Origin of the sequence: Bacillus sp. F56 (genome assembly GCF_001748205.1) — a bacterium.
GTDB classification, from domain to species: domain Bacteria; phylum Bacillota; class Bacilli; order Bacillales; family Bacillaceae; genus Bacillus; species Bacillus stercoris.
Genome location: NZ_BDFC01000005.1, coordinates 275324 through 292851, shown reverse-complemented (window position 1 = coordinate 292851; position 17528 = coordinate 275324). Strand labels below are relative to the sequence as shown.

15 protein-coding genes and 1 pseudogene are annotated in these 17528 nt (G+C 46.3%); 13 read left to right on the top strand and 3 right to left on the bottom strand.

Annotated features, from left to right (window positions below; all coding sequences use genetic code 11):
• Window positions 1-57 precede the first annotated feature (57 nt).
• Window positions 58-1374 (bottom strand): serine/threonine exchanger, encoded by a 1317-nt coding sequence (gene steT / locus BFW96_RS06030; RefSeq protein WP_014663668.1) that lies wholly within the window; start codon window positions 1372-1374, stop codon window positions 58-60.
• Between the two features lie 387 nt (window positions 1375-1761).
• Between steT and BFW96_RS06025 the strand changes: the two genes are divergently transcribed.
• From BFW96_RS06025 to BFW96_RS06015, 4 genes and pseudogenes are all read left to right on the top strand, one after another.
• A complete protein-coding gene (locus tag BFW96_RS06025; RefSeq protein WP_069838917.1) occupies window positions 1762-2712 on the top strand; it encodes a ring-cleaving dioxygenase in 951 nt (316 codons plus the stop codon).
• Between the two features lie 84 nt (window positions 2713-2796).
• Window positions 2797-2942: pseudogene (locus BFW96_RS21400) on the top strand (hypothetical protein).
• Between the two features lie 7 nt (window positions 2943-2949).
• Entirely contained in the window at window positions 2950-5109 is a 2160-nt protein-coding gene (locus BFW96_RS06020; protein ID WP_069838916.1) for a glycosyltransferase family 39 protein, read from the top strand.
• Window positions 5110-5120: 11 nt separating this feature from the next.
• Window positions 5121-6092, top strand: a complete 972-nt coding sequence (locus BFW96_RS06015) for a glycosyltransferase family 2 protein (RefSeq protein WP_014663672.1) — start codon at window positions 5121-5123, stop codon at window positions 6090-6092.
• A gap of 183 nt (window positions 6093-6275) precedes the next feature.
• On the opposite strand, the gene BFW96_RS21680 is transcribed toward BFW96_RS06015, so the two are convergent.
• Both BFW96_RS21680 and htrA read right to left on the bottom strand, forming a co-directional pair.
• A complete protein-coding gene (locus tag BFW96_RS21680) occupies window positions 6276-6452 on the bottom strand; it encodes a hypothetical protein (protein WP_052438167.1) in 177 nt (58 codons plus the stop codon).
• A gap of 159 nt (window positions 6453-6611) precedes the next feature.
• On the bottom strand, window positions 6612-7982 hold the full coding sequence (gene htrA, locus BFW96_RS06005; RefSeq protein ID WP_069838915.1) for a serine protease HtrA: 1371 nt from the start codon (window positions 7980-7982) through the stop codon (window positions 6612-6614).
• 165 nt (window positions 7983-8147) lie between these two features.
• Between htrA and proG the strand changes: the two genes are divergently transcribed.
• From proG to eepC, 9 genes are all read left to right on the top strand, one after another.
• On the top strand, window positions 8148-8966 hold the full coding sequence (proG, locus tag BFW96_RS06000; RefSeq protein ID WP_069838914.1) for a pyrroline-5-carboxylate reductase ProG: 819 nt from the start codon (window positions 8148-8150) through the stop codon (window positions 8964-8966).
• Window positions 8967-9093: 127 nt separating this feature from the next.
• A complete protein-coding gene (dppA, locus tag BFW96_RS05995) occupies window positions 9094-9918 on the top strand; it encodes a D-aminopeptidase DppA (RefSeq protein ID WP_014663676.1) in 825 nt (274 codons plus the stop codon).
• A gap of 16 nt (window positions 9919-9934) precedes the next feature.
• On the top strand, window positions 9935-10861 hold the full coding sequence (gene dppB, locus BFW96_RS05990; RefSeq protein ID WP_069838913.1) for a dipeptide ABC transporter permease DppB: 927 nt from the start codon (window positions 9935-9937) through the stop codon (window positions 10859-10861).
• A 5-nt stretch (window positions 10862-10866) separates the two neighbouring features.
• Window positions 10867-11829 (top strand): dipeptide ABC transporter permease DppC, encoded by a 963-nt coding sequence (gene dppC, locus BFW96_RS05985; RefSeq protein WP_069838912.1) that lies wholly within the window; start codon window positions 10867-10869, stop codon window positions 11827-11829.
• A gap of 4 nt (window positions 11830-11833) precedes the next feature.
• Entirely contained in the window at window positions 11834-12841 is a 1008-nt protein-coding gene (dppD, locus tag BFW96_RS05980; RefSeq protein WP_069838911.1) for a dipeptide ABC transporter ATP-binding subunit DppD, read from the top strand.
• Between the two features lie 2 nt (window positions 12842-12843).
• On the top strand, window positions 12844-14493 hold the full coding sequence (gene dppE / locus BFW96_RS05975; protein ID WP_014663680.1) for a dipeptide ABC transporter substrate-binding protein DppE: 1650 nt from the start codon (window positions 12844-12846) through the stop codon (window positions 14491-14493).
• An 87-nt stretch (window positions 14494-14580) separates the two neighbouring features.
• Entirely contained in the window at window positions 14581-15540 is a 960-nt protein-coding gene (locus BFW96_RS05970; RefSeq protein WP_069838910.1) for a S66 peptidase family protein, read from the top strand.
• Window positions 15537-16637, top strand: a complete 1101-nt coding sequence (gene ykfB / locus BFW96_RS05965) for an L-Ala-D/L-Glu epimerase (protein ID WP_069838909.1) — start codon at window positions 15537-15539, stop codon at window positions 16635-16637. The genes BFW96_RS05970 and ykfB overlap by 4 nt, the downstream gene beginning before the upstream one ends.
• Window positions 16634-17524, top strand: coding sequence for a gamma-D-glutamyl-L-lysine dipeptidyl-peptidase (gene eepC / locus BFW96_RS05960; RefSeq protein ID WP_069838908.1), 891 nt, complete (start codon window positions 16634-16636; stop codon window positions 17522-17524). The genes ykfB and eepC overlap by 4 nt, the downstream gene beginning before the upstream one ends.
• The last annotated feature ends 4 nt before the right edge of the window (window positions 17525-17528 follow it).

The following is a 17528-nucleotide window of genomic DNA, read 5'->3' as shown; positions in this document are numbered from 1 at the left end:
CAACTTTTATCTTCTGTTTCACCAAAAAACGGTTCCCTAAACAAGGGAACCGTTTTATCAGCTTGCTTTTCGTTTTTTCATCCAGTAATAAACAGGCAGTCCGGCAAGGCCGATGAGGATGGATAATCCGCAGCTCATTGTATCTGTAATGAGTGTGCTGCCTAATACAAAGAAGGAGCCTGCGATGGCCAAAATCGGCATGAATGGATAAAGCGGAACACTGTAGGCGCGCTTTTCTCCCTTTGTTCGCTTGCGGAGAATAAACACCGCAAAAAAGGCCATCACATAAAAAATGTAGATCATAAAAATAGAGATTTCAGAGAGCTTATCCGGGTTGCTGATCAGCATCATAATCAAAGCCAAAGCAATCTGGAAGGAAATCGCGATCCATGGTGTGCGGAAAGTCGGGTGTACATGTGAAAGCTTATCAGCAAATGGAAGCTGTTTGCGTTCTGCCATTGCAAATGAAACACGCGGGAAAGAAAGTACTTTTCCATTTAAACACCCAAAGATGCTGACGATAATTCCGACACTAATCAGCTTTCCGCCAATTGAACCGAACAGCATGGTGGCAGCAGTGCTTGTCGCATTTTCGCCAAGTGTGACAATTTCGTTCGCAGACAGGATGTGAAGCAATGCAAAGTTAATGAAAATATAGATGGCTGTTACGATTAATAATCCGCCCGTCATTGCGCGTGGCAGCAGCTTTTCGGGATTTTTCATTTCTCCGCCTAGAGCGGCCAGAAGAATCCATCCGTCGTACGCAAATAGTGTAGCCAAAATGGCCGCTCCGAAGTTCATATCGGAAATACTTTCGTTTACTGCTGTGAAGATGTGCTGATCACCTTTCCAAAGGCCGAAGATGATGATGCATGCAATCGGAATCAGTTTACCGATCGTTGTCAGCGTTTGGACAAAGCCGCCGTATTTTGTACCGATTATATTAATGACGCATAAAAAGAGAACTGCTATAATTCCGATTGCTTTTGACAATCCAGATCCCCAGCCGAAAAGATTCGCCATTAAAGAGCCAAAATATAAACCCAGCGCGGCTATAATCGCCGGACCGTAAATGATAATCTGCACCCAGCCGCACAAAAATCCCCAAAATTCGCCATACACTTCTTCAAGGTACGTATAAAGCCCGCCGGTTTTTGGAATCTGCGTTCCGATTTCCGCGATTGTCAAACCGCCTGCCAACGTTAAAATCCCGCCTAACAGCCAGGCGAAAAGCGCGGTTTTTGAATCACCTGAATAAGCAAGCACAGCGCCGGGCTTCATAAAAACACCAGAGCCGATAATGGTTCCGATGACAAGAGTAAGGGCAAACAAGAGGCCTATCTCTTTTTTCAAACCGTTGTCTTCAGTATGCATGTCCGTAACCTCCTATGGTGTTGAAGCTTCATGATGAAGAATCTATTTTTTCATATTGTAAACCCTATTTTAGAAAAGTGAAATAAAATAAATTTTCTGATTTTCGATATTTGCTTTTCTTGCAGTTGAAAAAACGGTGGAAACGCCTCGTTTAACAATCTATAAACGAATGAATATCATTATTTCTTTTTGTAAAGTTCGTGTTTTCTGCAGAGGAATTTTAGACGGATCAGAGGAGAGGCAGAAGTCAGAAAATGAACGAACCGTCGGTGAAGCTGATATGTTGACTTTCCCTTGCGAATAAAATACCTTGTAATTAGAACAATAAATAGATAACTATGATATGATATCTCGAAATCGAGATAAAATGACCTGGAGGGACAGCATATGAAAGTCAACGGCATTCACCATGTATCGGCATTAACGGCCGACGCACAAAAAAACTTGGATTTCTATAAGAAAGTATTAGGATTAAAGCTCGTCAAAAAATCCGTCAACCAGGATGAACCAACAATGTATCATCTGTTCTACGGAGATGAAGTGGCAAATCCGGGAACTGAGCTGACGTTTTTCGAGATTCCCCGCATTGCACCATTTCATGCGGGAACAAACAGTATTTCTTCTATTGGGTTGCGCGTCCCAAGTACAGAAGCTCTGCATTACTGGAAAGAACGTTTTGAAGAGCACGAAGTGGTGCACAGCGGCATCTCAAAAAGAGCCGGACGTGACATATTGGCATTCCAAGATCATGAAGGGCAGCGGCTTGTGCTGACTGCTGATGAGAAAGGAAAAGGATATGGCCTGCCTGTTAAACAGAGCGGCATTCCGGAAGAATTTTCGTTTCGCGGATTAGGGCCGGTTGAACTGACTGTGCCATATGCTGAACCAACCTTACACGTATTGACGAATATTCTTGGATTTACAGAAATGAACCGTGAACCAGTTGGAGGACAAGGAACCGCAGTTATTTTGGAATCAGGAGAAGGCGGTGCGGCAACGGAAATCCATTTAATAGAAAGAAACGATCTTCCGCGCGAGCGCCAAGGAAAAGGAAGTGTTCACCACGTTGCATTTCGGGTAAGAGATGAAGAAGAACTTGCCGGGTGGCATCAGATCATCAGCCGGGAAGGCTTTAGCAATTCTGGCATTGTTGAGCGCTACTATTTCAAGGCGCTGTATTTCAGAGAACCGAACGGCATTTTGTTCGAGTTATCAACAGACGGACCGGGCTTTATGGTAGATGAAAATCTTGATGAGCTTGGCCAAACGATCGCTCTTCCTCCGTATCTTGAGCATCGAAGAGCTGAAATTGAAGCGAAATTGAAACCGATCCAATAAATTGTGATTCATCTGCCTTCCGGCGCCGCCGGAGGGCTTTTTTATTTTGGTAAAACAGCATCACCCATTGGAATGAAATATCAGATTACGGTTGGGAGAAATGGCTTGAGATCAGCTGTATCTAGGATGATTGGCATGAAATGGCCTCGGCAAAAATATTGTCTTTGTTTATTAATAGTTTATTCATATTTGCTTGTTACACTATTTCCAAGTTAGACAAAAAGGAGTGAAAAACACGTGGAAAAGAAAAAACGCGAGCTGGATATCGTCCTCATCCTCATTTTGCTCGCATCTGCATTCTTAAATATCTATAACATCTGGAATGATGATACGGTGAATCCTTATTACACCGCTGCAGTCACAAGTATGATGCAAAGCTTTCATAATTTTTTCTATGCCTCATTCGACGCGGCGGGGTTTATAACGGTTGATAAACCGCCTATTACGTTCCAGATACAAACCATCAGCGCACTTATATTCGGTATGCACGGATGGAGCGTCATCCTGCCTCAGGCACTTGCTGGTGTAGGTTCTGTCCTTTTAATGTATCTGTTAATAAAACCGACATTCGGTAAGACGGCAGCAAGAATTGCCTCTTTCATCATGGCATGTACACCGATCGCGGTGGCTGTAGCACGTACAAACAATGTTGATGCATTACTGGTATTTTTCTTATTGCTTGCTACATGGCTTCTCTTTAAAGCGATCAGAAAAGGAAAGCTGATCTGGTTGTTAGCAGCGTTTTTCGTTGTTGGAGTAGGTTTCAATACAAAAATGCTGCAGGCTTACATGATTTTACCGGCTTTCTTATTATTCTATTTGATTGCGGCAAACGCTACGATGAAGAAAAAAATCATTTCGCTGGTAAGTGCGTTAGCCGTATTAGCAGCCGTTTCGTTATCGTGGCCGCTCATTGTTGACAATATCCCTGCAAGCAAGCGGCCTTATATCGGAAGCAGCCAAACCAACTCTGTGCTGGAATTGGCTTTTGGTTATAACGGAATCCAGCGGCTGACAGGCCAAAATTCCGGTAGCGGCCAGGGTGCGCCAAACAAAGACGCTTCAAAAGAAATGTCTTCTTCTGATAACACTCAAGCACCGCCTAATCAGACATCAAGCGATGACAAATCCTCAAGTGGCAATATGACGGCACCTCCATCCAATGGCCAAATGCCAAGCGGCGGAGAAATGCCAAGCGGCGGTCAAGGAGGCCCTCCAAGCGGCGGAGATGGCGGCCAAGGAGGACCTGGCGGAGACGGAGGGAAAGGCGGAACAGGAACCGGCTCAAAAATGCAATCAGGTTCAGGAATGTTTGGAACGGGAACACCTGGTCCACTGCGGCTTTTCCAAACAGAGTTATCTGATCAAATCAGCTGGCTTCTGCCATTTGCGATTTTTGGAATCGCAGGCTTACTGATCGCTGGCGCGAGAGAAAGAAGAAGATTATCTATAGAGCAGAAGGAAACGGTGTTCTGGGTAGCGTGGCTTGTACCGATTGCCGGATTCTTCAGTGTCGCAGAATTTTTCCATCATTATTATCTCATCATGCTGGCACCGCCGATTGCGGCTCTTGTCGGTGCGGGGTGGGTTGCCCTTGTTCATCTGTACCGCAATCAGACAGGCTGGAAATCATGGCTTCTGCCAGGCGCAATCATTGCGACAACTGGATTTGAATTGTTTATTCTCAGAAACTACAACGATCAAATCGGTGTTGGATGGAGTATCGGGGTAGGGGTTATCGGCGTGTTGTCAGCGATTGCTTTGCTGCTGTTCAAACAGCGCCAAAAACCGATCAGTTATTATACTTCGCTTGCAGCTCTTCTCGCATTGCTGGTGATGCCGATATATTGGGCAAGCACACCGCTATTGTACGGTGGCAACAGTTCACTGCCTGAAACAGGCCCTCAGCTCGCATCAATGAGCGGAAAAGGCATGGGAATGTCTGATGCGACTGTAAATGAAAAACTGATCAAATATCTAGAGGAGAATAACGCCGGAGCTGAATACCTATTCGCCACAACCGATTCGAACACAGCGGCGCCATATATCATTAAAACGAAAAAAGCTGTCATGGCTATTGGCGGATACAGCGGTTCTGACCCGGCGATCACGCTGACTCAATTTAAAAAGCTCGTAAAAGAAGGAAAAGTGAAATACTTCTTGGCTTCAGGAATGGGGAAAGGCGGAAACAATGACATTGTCGAATGGGTTGAGAAAAATGGAAAAGAAGTAGCATCAGAAAAATGGCAATCAAGTTCTGATCAAAAAACAGAAGATACTGATTCAGCTGATACATCAAGCAACAGCAAGGCTTCAGGCCAAACCGGCAAAATGGGCGGCGGGCCTGGCGGAATGAACCAGTCAGCAACGTTATACGAACTAAATGCTGATGAATAGGAGGAAAAAACATGAGCAGACATATTCAATATTCAATTGTTGTACCTGTGTATAACGAAGAGCTTGTCATTCATGAAACCTATCAGCGCTTAAAAGAGGTCATGGATCAAACGAAGGAAAACTACGAGCTGCTTTTCGTCAATGATGGAAGCAAAGATCGCAGTATTGAGATTTTAAGAGAGTACAGCCTGATCGATCCGAGAGTAAAGATTATAGACTTTTCAAGGAATTTTGGGCACCAGATCGCGATTACAGCGGGTATGGATTATGCACAGGGAAATGCCATCGCCGTCATTGACGCCGATTTGCAGGACCCTCCTGAGTTAATTTTAGACATGATTGAAAAGTGGAAGGAAGGCTATGAGGTCGTATACGCCGTACGTACAAAACGAAAAGGGGAAACCTTTTTCAAAAAACAGACTGCAGCTATGTTTTACCGGCTTCTCAGCAGCATGACAGATATTGATATCCCGATTGATACCGGGGATTTCCGCCTCATGGACAGAAAAGTCTGTGATGAAATGAAAAAATTAAAGGAAAAAAACCCTTTTGTCCGAGGACTCGTCAGCTGGGTAGGCTTCAAACAAACGGCAGTTGAGTATGTACGTGATGAAAGGCTTGCCGGAGAAACGAAATACCCGCTTAAGAAAATGCTGAAGCTTTCAATGGACGGCATTACGACATTTTCACATAAACCGCTGAAGCTGGCAAGCTATGTCGGGGTCTTAATGTCAGGCGCAGGATTTCTGTATATGTTTATCGTACTGTATTTGAAGCTGTTCACAGACAGCACGATTACCGGCTGGTCATCACTTATTGTGATCCAGCTCCTGTTCAGCGGCATTGTGCTTCTGATACTGGGCATGATCGGCGAATATATCGGCAGAATCTATGATGAAGCCAAAGACCGGCCACTTTACATCGTACAGAAATCGTACGGGATTGAAAATAAAAGACTCTATAGAGACCAGCACATGTCATAACCTTAAAACCTCTGTTCTTAACGGACAGGGGTTTTTTTATGTTCTGTCGATCAAAGTGAAAAATGCGAATGGATATATGGAATAAGAGAAGGCGGAAGAGATTGCGGGCTTGTACTTCGGTTCACTCACGCTGAAAGAAAAACGGCAAAGCCTAATCGTTTTCGTCTTAGGCTTTGCCGCATGTCAACTATTATATTGGGGGGCTTTTAAGAAACGCATGATCACTGCTGTACCAGTGACGTTTAATAGAATACTGGCACCCAGTACAACTCCCCATGCCAACGTCGATTCAGAGAGAAGAAAGCTCAGCAAAAGAAAAGCTAATCCTGCGCAGATCATACTCAATCCCGCGGTTTTCATGTTTATACCTCCTAGCAAACGATGTTTCTAGCATCTTGATGCGAATGATGTCAGTCTGTATGATATACGGATATCTTGCCAGAAAGTTTCATAGAGCAGTTAGGTCTTTGTCTATTAAAAAAGCCTCAGGCCGAATTTGGCGGCCTGAGGCTTTATCTCTTACGAAGTTTTCTCTTCTTTTTGATCGAGTTTAATTTTTTTCGTCATTTCTTTGCCGTTTCTGAGAATTTTCACTTCAACGGTATCACCGATTTTTGCGTCTTTATATAAGATATTGCGCAATTCACTGCCTGTATCGGTTTCTTTACCTTTTAGGCCGATGATAATATCCTCCGCTTTTAATCCAGCCTTTTCAGCAGGAGAGCCTGAAGCGACCTCACGGATGTAAACACCTTTATTCAGCTGGCTGCCGAACAGGCCGAGTGTGCCTTCTTGGTAGTTTTGCGGCACTTGTTCTAGATCAAGCATGCTGACACCGATATATGGACGTTCAATTTGCCCTTTCGACAGCAATTCTTCAGCAATCGGTTTTACGTCATTGCTTGGAATGGCAAATCCGATACCCTCAACATCATCCTCACTGATTTTCATACTGTTAATGCCGACAATTTTGCCGTCTGTATTTAACAAAGGGCCGCCGCTGTTACCTGGGTTAATTGCTGCGTCTGTCTGAATGACGTTAATGCTCGTTTCGCCGGCTGAAGTAGACATTGAAACCGTCCTGTCCACGCCGCTTACAATTCCTTGTGTTACCGTGCGGGACAGGTCTTTTCCAAGCGGGTCCCCAATCGCAATAACGGTCTCGCCTGTTCTGAGATCAGATGAATTTCCGAAGTTTGCCACTTTTGTGACATGATCATCACTGATTTGGAGAACAGCTAAATCAGTTAACGAGTCACTGCCTACCAGCTTTGCTGTCACTTCAGTGCCGTCATATAAAGATACCTTCAGTGAAGATGCTCCTTCTACGACGTGGTTATTTGTAATGATATAAGCCTTGCCATTCTCTTTTTTGAAAATGACACCAGACCCTGAACCGCTTTCTGTATCTTCGCTGGAATCAGAGCTGGAACTGGATGAGCCAGAGCCGAACAAAGAGCTGTTTGATTGTGCCTGAAGATTTGTAATGCCGACTATTGCTGGTGAAAGGTCTTCTACCATATCTGAGATTTTAGAAGAGTCCTCGCTCTTGAATGCAGATGAGCTGCTTGAGCTTGATGAGCTTTTTTTAGATTCAGAGGACGTGCTTTTAGCAGTAACAGATTGCGTTTGCTGCTGGCTGGATGATTGTTTTGCAGTGTCCTGAGAATCATGGTCGCCAAGCGGTGTAAACGTGTAAATGCCAAGGGCGAGACTGCCGCCGATCACTCCGCCAAGCAACGGCCTGAACCATCCGAATCCTCGTTTTTTCTTTTCCTGATCATGAATGACATTGCGGGCTGAGTAGGAGGTGCTCTGATCGTTCTCTTTTGTTAAAAAGACCTCATTCTCATTACCTTCCGTTCTGTTTTCATCACGATAGTTATTCATTATGTTCACTCCGTTTCTCTATTTTCACATTACTATTTATGATAGGTTTATGACTTGAGTTTATCATAAACAAAAACTGTGGGATAAAAATGAAAAGATTATGGGAAATTGTGAAAAAGTGCGGAAAACGGTACACTTCATATTGTATATGAAAGGACTGAGTCAATGGAACAAATTGGATTGATTGGATATGGCAGCATGGCGGATATGATCGCCAGACAGCTGTTGAAGCACGGACAAATAAAAGAGAATGAGCTATTTATTGAAACGAGAACGAAGGGGGAGCGGCTGCAGGCACTCATGTCAGATTACCCAAACGTATCGGCTGATTCGCTGGAGAAATGGGCAAATACATGCCAATTGATTTTGATATGCGTCCCGCCGCTCCATGTCATCGAAACAATGCGCCGTCTGCACCCGTATGTGAACAGAAATACTCACATCGTATCCATAGCTGCCGGTGTGCCGCTGCGTCTTTTGGAGGCGGAAACAGAAGCGGGTATCTCACGCGTTATTCCTGCCATTACGTCCGAAGCAGAAGCCGGCATCTCACTTGTCGTTCACAGTGAAGCACTAGCTGCGGAGAAGAAAGAGCATCTGAATGAATTGTTATCGGTTTTCAGCCGTGTACGAGAAATCAAAGAATCGAATGTTGATGCGGCCAGCAATTTAACGAGCTCGGCACCGGGATTCATAGCTGCAATCTTTGAAGAATTGGCACTGTCTGCCGTCAGAAACAGCAGCCTGTCCAAAGAAGAAGCCTTTGATTTTCTGATTCATTCACTATACGGAACTGGCAAGCTGCTGATCGAAAAAAATATGTCTTTCGAGGAGACGCTGGAACGTGTTGCAACGAAAGGCGGAATAACGGGAGAGGGAGCTGAGGTGATACGCGCCTCTGTGCCGGACGTTTTTGATCAGGTGTTTGAAAGGACGCTGAAAAAATATGAACTTGTTACAGAACAGACAGAAAAACAGACATGAATCCTTGCAAGAGGATTCTTTTTTATCACTGAATGGTCGAGATTTTCCCCAGTTATATTGCATTTTTCCTCTTTTTTTAATATAATTTGTTGGAATATTCATAATTTAGTAAAAAAGGAGGAGCGTTATGAAATTGTACCTGTCAGTAGATATGGAAGGTATTTCGGGTCTTCCGGACGATACCTTTGTGGATTCCGGCAAGCGTAATTATGAACGCGGGCGGCTCATTATGACTGAAGAAGCAAACTACTGTATTGCCGAAGCATTTAACAGCGGGTGTACAGAGGTGTTGGTCAATGACAGTCATTCGAAGATGAATAATCTGATGGTTGAAAAGCTTCACCCTGAAGCAGATTTGATTTCCGGTGACGTCAAACCATTTTCTATGGTTGAGGGACTGGATGATACGTTTACAGGCGCTTTGTTCCTCGGTTATCATGCGAGAGCCTCGACCCCCGGTGTCATGTCACACAGCATGATTTTCGGGGTCCGTCATTTTTACATAAACGATCAGCCTGTCGGTGAGCTTGGGCTAAATGCATACGTTGCCGGTTATTATGATGTCCCTGTATTAATGGTAGCCGGGGATGACCGGGCGGCGAAGGAAGCGGAAGAGCTTATTCCGAACGTGACGACAGCCGCAGTCAAACAAACGATTTCAAGATCTGCAGTGAAGTGCTTGTCGCCTGCGAAAGCCGGACGGCTGTTGACAGAAAAAACCGCATTTGCCCTGCAAAACAAGGACAAGGTCAAACCGCTTACACCGCCTGACAGGCCGGTTCTGAGCATTGAATTCGCCAATTACGGCCAGGCAGAATGGGCGAATCTGATGCCGGGAACGGAAATCAAAACGGGAACCACAACCGTTCAATTTCAGGCGAAGGACATGCTTGAAGCCTATCAGGCGATGCTTGTCATGACTGAGCTTGCGATGCGGACATCATTCTGCTAAAGGGGTGTTTTAGGCTTTGGCACGATACCTGATAAAGCGTTTTTGGGCAATGGCAGCTACGATTTTGGTGATTACCACCCTGACTTTTGTTCTCATGAAGGTCATTCCCGGATCTCCTTTTAACGAGGAGAGAGGCACAAATGAAGCCGTTCAAAAAAATCTCGAAGCCTACTATCACTTAGACGATCCTCTCATTTTCCAATACATCATCTACCTAAAATCCATCATTACATTCGATTTTGGACCTTCAATAAAAAAACCATCCGACAGCGTAAATGACATGCTGGAACGCGGATTTCCCGTTTCCTTTGAGCTTGGAATGACGGCGATTGTCATTGCTGTGATTTCTGGGCTGGTACTAGGCGTAATCGCTGCGCTCCGCCGTAATGGCTTTTTGGACTACGCTGCGATGAGTCTTGCGGTACTTGGCATCTCCATCCCGAATTTTATTCTCGCAACATTGCTCATCCAGCAATTTGCAGTCAATCTCAAACTATTTCCTGCTGCCACATGGACGAGCCCGATTCATATGGTGCTTCCGACCGCAGCGCTTGCTGTAGGGCCAATGGCGATCATTGCCAGGCTGACACGGTCAAGCATGGTCGAAGTTCTGACTCAGGATTATATCCGCACAGCAAAAGCAAAAGGGCTTTCCCCGTTCAAAATTATTGTGAAACACGCACTCAGAAATGCACTCATGCCCGTCATTACCGTCCTGGGCACACTCGTCGCCAGCATCTTAACAGGAAGCTTTGTCATTGAAAAAATCTTTGCCATTCCGGGAATGGGAAAATATTTTGTGGAAAGCATTAATCAGCGGGACTATCCCGTGATTATGGGAACGACCGTTTTTTACAGCGTCATTCTGATCATCATGCTGTTTTTGGTCGATTTGGCCTACGGTCTCTTAGACCCGCGCATTAAACTGCATAAGAAAGGGTGAAGCGTGTGAATCTCCCTGTACAAACGGATGAACGCCAGCCAGAACAGCACATTCAGGTACCGGATGAGTGGTTTGTCTCAAATCAGGAAAAAAATCGGGAAGCCGATTCGGTCAAGCGGCCGAGCTTGTCATACACGCAGGATGCCTGGAGGAGGCTGAAGAAAAATAAATTAGCGATGGCTGGACTCTTTATTCTTTTATTTCTTTTTGTCATGGCAGTTATCGGACCCTTTATATCGCCTCATAGTGTCGTGCGCCAATCGCTGACCGAACAAAATCTACCGCCCTCAGCCGATCATTGGTTCGGCACCGATGAACTCGGCCGGGATGTGTTTACCCGAACATGGTATGGCGCGAGAATTTCGTTATTTGTCGGCGTGATGGCAGCGCTGATTGACTTTGTGATCGGTGTCATTTACGGAGGCGTTGCCGGTTATAAAGGCGGCAGGATTGACAGCATTATGATGCGGATTATCGAAGTGCTGTACGGGCTGCCGTACCTGCTTGTTGTCATTTTGCTGATGGTGCTCATGGGGCCGGGACTGGGCACGATTATTGTGGCGCTGACTGTGACCGGATGGGTCGGCATGGCGAGAATTGTAAGAGGCCAGGTGCTTCAGATTAAAAATTATGAATATGTGCTCGCCTCGAAAACCTTTGGCGCGAAAACGTTTCGCATTATACGGAAGGATTTGCTGCCGAATACAATGGGAGCGATCATCGTACAAATGACATTAACCGTACCTGCCGCAATATTCGCAGAATCATTTTTAAGCTTTCTCGGCCTCGGCATACAGGCCCCGTTTGCAAGCTGGGGTGTGATGGCAAATGACGGCCTGCCTACAATTTTGTCTGGCCATTGGTGGCGCCTGTTTTTTCCGGCCTTTTTCATATCTCTGACAATGTATGCGTTTAATGTGCTGGGGGACGGATTGCAGGATGCGCTCGACCCTAAGCTGAGGAGGTAGCTGTATGGAAAAAGTTCTGTCAGTCCAAAATCTGCACGTGTCTTTTACGACTTACGGCGGGACGGTTCAGGCGGTCAGAGGGGTGAGCTTTGATTTGTATAAAGGAGAAACCTTTGCGATCGTCGGCGAATCCGGCTGCGGCAAAAGCGTGACCTCTCAAAGCATTATGGGCCTGCTTCCGCCTTATTCGGCGAAGGTGACAGACGGCAGCATTCTATTTAAAAACAAAGACCTTTGCCGTCTCTCTGACAAAGAAATGAGAAGCATAAGGGGAGCCGACATTTCTATGATTTTTCAAGACCCGATGACGGCGTTAAACCCGACGCTGACTGTCGGCGACCAGCTGGGGGAAGCGCTATTGCGCCACAAAAAAATGGGCAAAAAAGCGGTGCGGAAAGAGGTGCTTTCCATGCTGTCATTGGTCGGTATTCCAGATCCCGAAGAGCGCCTAAAGCAATATCCCCATCAATTCAGCGGCGGCATGAGACAGCGGATTGTCATTGCGATGGCGCTGATTTGCGAGCCTGACATCTTAATTGCGGATGAACCGACCACCGCCCTGGATGTAACCATTCAGGCCCAGATTTTAGAGCTGTTTAAAGAGATTCAGAGAAAAACGAATGTGTCTGTCATTCTGATTACGCACGATTTAGGGGTTGTTGCCCAGGTAGCTGACAGAGTCGCAGTCATGTATGCCGGGAAAATGGCGGAAATCGGCACAAGAAAAGATATTTTTTATCAGCCGCAGCACCCATATACAAAAGGCCTGCTGGGCTCTGTTCCGCGGCTGGATTTAGATGGCGCTGAGCTGATCCCGATTGACGGAACGCCGCCGGATTTATTTTCACCTCCGCCGGGCTGCCCGTTTGCCGCCCGCTGTCCGAACAGGATGGTTGTGTGTGACAGGGTATATCCGGCCCAGACGATCAGATCTGACTCGCATACTGTCAACTGCTGGCTGCAGGATCAACGAGCAGAGCATGCTGTGCTGTCAGGAGATGCGAAGGGTTGAACATGAAAAGGGGGAAGAGGATGAAACGAGTGAAAAAGCTATGGGGTATGGGCCTTGCATTAGGACTTTCGTTTGCGCTGATGGGATGCACAGCAAATGAACAGGCCGGAAAAGAAGGCAGTCATGATAAGGCAAAAACCAGCGGAGAAAAGGTGCTTTATTTAAATAACGAAAATGAACCGACTTCATTTGATCCGCCGATCGGTTTCAATAATGTGTCATGGCAGCCGTTAAATAACATCATGGAGGGGCTGACGCGTCTTGGCAAAGAGAATGAGCCCGAGCCGGCAATGGCGGAGAAGTGGTCTGTATCAAAGGATAAAAAAACCTACACGTTTACGATACGAGAAAATGCGAAATGGACAAACGGAGATCCGGTAACAGCCGGAGACTTCGAATACGCGTGGAAGCGGATGCTTGATCCGAAAAAAGGCGCTTCATCGGCATTCCTAGGCTATCTTATTGAAGGCGGCGAAGCGTATAACAGCGGGAAAGGGAAAAAAGACGATGTGAAGGTGACGGCAAAGGATGATCGAACCCTTGAAGTTACGCTGGAAGCACCGCAAAAATATTTTCTCAGCGTCGTCTCCAATCCAGCGTATTTTCCAGTAAACGAAAAGGTCGATAAAGACAATCCAAAGTGGTTCGCTGAGGCGGATACTTTTGTTGGGAACGGCCCGTTTAAGCTGACTGAATGGAAGCATGATGACAGCATCACTATGGAGAAAAGCGACACGTATTGGGATAAGGATACCGTAAAGCTTGATAAGGTGAAATGGGCGATGGTCAGTGACAGAAATACAGATTATCAGATGTTTCAATCAGGCGAACTTGATACTGCTTATGTCCCTGCAGAGTTAAGCGACCAGCTGATGGATCAGGATAACGTCAATATTGTTGACCAGGCGGGTCTCTATTTCTATCGGTTTAATGTGAACATGGAGCCATTCCAAAATGAAAACATCAGAAAAGCCTTTGCGATGGCTGTGGATCAAGACGAAATTGTAAAGTACGTCACGAAAAATAATGAAAAACCGGCGCGCGCCTTTGTATCGCCTGGATTTACGCAGCCCGACGGCAAAGATTTCCGTGAAGCGGGCGGAGACCTGATCACGCCTAACGAAAGCAAAGCGAAGCAGCTGCTCGAAAAGGGGATGAAGGAAGAAAACTATAATAAGCTTCCTGCGATCACGCTTACTTACAGCACAAAGCCGGAGCATAAAAAGATTGCCGAGGCTGTCCAGCAAAAATTAAAAAATACCCTTGGAGTCGATGTAAAGCTGGCCAATATGGAATGGAACGTATTTTTAGAGGATCAAAAAGCATTGAAATTCCAATTCTCTCAAAGCTCATTTTTACCAGATTATGCGGACCCTATCAGTTTTCTGGAAGCCTTCCAAGCGGGAAATTCGATGAACCGCACAGGATGGGCCAATAAAGAATACGATCAGCTGATCCAAAAGGCGAAAAATGAAGCCGATGAAAAAACACGTTTCTCTCTTATGCATCAAGCTGAAAAGCTACTCATCAATGAAGCGCCGATCATTCCAATTTATTTTTATAATCAGGTTCACCTGCAAAACGAACAAGTAAAGGGAATTGTCCGTCACCCTGTCGGCTATATCGATTTAAAATGGGCAGATAAAAACTGATGGCGGTGATTGAGGAAATACTGCTTCTTTATGCGAAGGAGCGGTATTTTTTCTCTTTCTTGCACGTATACGTAGGGTGCAGAGCAAATGAAAGGAGTGTTTCCGTTGAATCACAAGCCGAAAGCGCTGAAAAAGGGTGATACAGTCGGAGTGATCGCGCCCGCAAGCCCGCCGGATCCAAAAAAGCTTGACACCGCGCTTTTATTTTTAGAAGAGCTCGGTCTTCAGGTGAAGCTGGGCAAGGCACTGAAAAACCAGCACGGTTATTTAGCGGGACAGGATGATGAGCGTCTGGCGGATCTCCATGAGATGTTCAGAGACGAGGAGGTGAAAGCAGTGCTGTGCGCATGCGGGGGGTTTGGGACAGGACGTATCGCCGCGGGCATTGATTTCAACTTAATCCGCAAACACCCTAAAATCTTTTGGGGATACAGCGATATTACGTTTTTACATACTGCCATTCATCAAAACACAGGTCTTATCACCTTCCATGGCCCGATGCTTAGCTCGGATATTGGCCTTGACGACGTTCACCCGCTGACAAAAGCGTCGTATAAGCAGCTCTTCCAGGAGACGGAATTCACCTATACTGAAGAGCTTTCTCCGCTGACCGTGCTTGTTCCCGGCAAAGCGGAAGGTGAGCTTGTCGGGGGAAATCTGTCTTTGCTGACGTCTACACTGGGCACGCCATTTGAAATTGATACGAGAGGAAAGCTTCTGTTTATTGAAGATATTGACGAGGAGCCTTACCAAATCGACCGGATGCTAAATCAGCTGAAAATGGCGGGGAAGCTGACGGAAGCGGAGGGGATTTTAGTTTGTGATTTTCACAATTGTGTCCCAGTGAAGAGAGAGAAGTCTCTCTCTCTTGAGCAGGTGCTGGAAGACTATATTATAACAGCCGGAAAACCTGCTCTGAAAGGATTTAAAATTGGCCACTGCTCCCCAAGTATTGCCGTTCCGGTCGGTGCGAAAGCTGCTATGAATACAGCAGAAAAAACAGTTGTAATAGAGGCAGGCGTTTCAGAAGGGGCGCTGAAGACATGAAAATCATTCGAATCGAAACAAGCCGAATCGCCGTCCCGCTGACAAAGACATTTAAAACCGCGCTTCGCACTGTGTATACGGCTGAATCAGTCATTGTCAGGATCACTTATGACAGCGGCGCAATCGGATGGGGAGAAGCGCCGCCGACGGTCGTGATTACAGGTGACAGCATGGATAGCATTGAAAGTGCCATCCACCATGTGTTGAAGCCGGCATTGCTTGGAAAAAGCCTGGCGGGCTGTGAGGCTATTCTGTACGACATCCAGCATCTTCTTACAGGAAATATGAGCGCGAAGGCTGCTGTGGAAATGGCGCTATACGACGGCTGGGCGCAGATGTGCGGACTGCCGCTTTATCAAATGCTTGGCGGATACCGGGATGCGCTTGAAACAGATTATACCGTCAGTGTCAACTCACCTGAAGAGATGGCAGCGGATGCTGAGAATTATCTCAAACAAGGCTTTCAAACGCTGAAAATAAAGGTCGGAAAAGATGATATCGCAACAGATATCGCCCGCATTCAGGAAATCAGAAAACGTGTCGGATCAGCCGTGAAACTGCGTTTAGACGCTAATCAGGGGTGGACGCCGAAGGAGGCTGTAACTGCCATTCGGAAAATGGAGGATGCGGGCCTTGGGATTGAGCTTGTTGAGCAGCCTGTTCATAAAGATGATCTCACAGGGCTTAAAAAGGTGACAGATGCCACAGATACGCCGATTATGGCTGATGAAAGTGTTTTTACACCGCGGCAGGCATTCGAAGTTCTGCAAACCCGAAGCGCAGACTTGATCAATATTAAATTGATGAAAGCGGGCGGCATCAGCGGAGCAGAGAAAATCAATGCCATAGCGGAGGCCTGCGGGGTGGAGTGCATGGTCGGCAGCATGATCGAAACAAAGCTGGGCATTACGGCCGCGGCGCATTTTGCGGCAAGCAAAAGAAACATCACACGCTTTGATTTTGACGCGCCGCTGATGCTGAAAACAGATGTTATCAAAGGCGGTATAACATACAGCGGCAGCACGATTTCGATGCCTGGCAGACCGGGTCTCGGAATCACCGGGGCTGCGCTTTTGAAAGGGGAAACAGAGCAATGATGCACACCGTCATATCAGCAGTGGCCAACATCTGGACAGCGCCTGATTCACCGCGTCTGTCTGATCAATTCATGCTTCAACCGACTGTAAGGATCAGAGACTGGCTGGAGCGCATGACGTATGATGAACGGCTTGGATTATGTACAGACAATGTAATCCAAACTCAGGTTCTCTTTGGCGAAAAGGTACTTGTGACGGCGGAACAGGGGGAATGGGTTTCTGTGATCGTGCCTAGCCAGCCATCCCGAAAGGATCCGCGCGGATACCCGGGCTGGATGAAAAAGAACCAACTGGAAAAATCTACACCCATCCATTCACAACACGATGTGATGATCAGCAAACCTGCTGCCTTTTTGTACAAAAGCAATGGAGAAAAGGAGATCGAATTGAGCTTTTTGACAGTTCTCCCCCTCATTGCAGAAGAAAACGGATATTTTAAGGTTTCGACCGTTTTTGGGGAAAGGTTTGTGAAGCAAAGTGATGCAGTGCCTGTCAGCGAACAGAAAGGGACTGCTGAAGACATCATTCAAACGGGGGCGTTTTTTCTTGGCCTTCCCTACCTGTGGGGAGGGATCAGCGGGTTTGGGTTTGATTGCTCCGGGTTTATGTACAGTATATTTAAGGCCAATGGATACCGCATCCCCCGTGATGCGGGAGATCAGGCTAAGGCGGGGAAGGATGTCCCGCTTGATGATATGAAGGCTGGTGACCTGCTGTTTTTTGCTTATGAGGAAGGAAAAGGAGCGATTCATCACGTCGGTCTCTCCGTTGGCGGCGGAAAAATGCTTCATTCTCCAAAGACGGGAAAATCAATCGAAATCCTTACATTAAAAGAAACAATCTATGAAAAAGAACTTTGTGCGGTGCGCCGCTGTTTTTCAGAATAAGGAG

Bases quoted from the DNA above. Each gene is read 5' to 3' on its own strand.
- proG (WP_069838914.1), top strand. From the start codon at position 8,148: ATGGAACAAATTGGATTGATTGGATATGGCAGCATGGCGGATATGATC.
- BFW96_RS06025 (WP_069838917.1), top strand. From the start codon at position 1,762: ATGAAAGTCAACGGCATTCACCATGTATCGGCATTAACGGCCGACGCA.
- BFW96_RS06015 (WP_014663672.1), top strand. From the start codon at position 5,121: ATGAGCAGACATATTCAATATTCAATTGTTGTACCTGTGTATAACGAA.
- dppA (WP_014663676.1), top strand. From the start codon at position 9,094: ATGAAATTGTACCTGTCAGTAGATATGGAAGGTATTTCGGGTCTTCCG.
- BFW96_RS21680 (WP_052438167.1), bottom strand. From the start codon at position 6,452: ATGAAAACCGCGGGATTGAGTATGATCTGCGCAGGATTAGCTTTTCTT.
- steT (WP_014663668.1), bottom strand. From the start codon at position 1,374: ATGCATACTGAAGACAACGGTTTGAAAAAAGAGATAGGCCTCTTGTTT.
- BFW96_RS05970 (WP_069838910.1), top strand. From the start codon at position 14,581: ATGAAAGGAGTGTTTCCGTTGAATCACAAGCCGAAAGCGCTGAAAAAG.
- eepC (WP_069838908.1), top strand. From the start codon at position 16,634: ATGATGCACACCGTCATATCAGCAGTGGCCAACATCTGGACAGCGCCT.
- htrA (WP_069838915.1), bottom strand. From the start codon at position 7,982: ATGAATAACTATCGTGATGAAAACAGAACGGAAGGTAATGAGAATGAG.
- dppE (WP_014663680.1), top strand. From the start codon at position 12,844: ATGAAAAGGGGGAAGAGGATGAAACGAGTGAAAAAGCTATGGGGTATG.
- ykfB (WP_069838909.1), top strand. From the start codon at position 15,537: ATGAAAATCATTCGAATCGAAACAAGCCGAATCGCCGTCCCGCTGACA.
- dppD (WP_069838911.1), top strand. From the start codon at position 11,834: ATGGAAAAAGTTCTGTCAGTCCAAAATCTGCACGTGTCTTTTACGACT.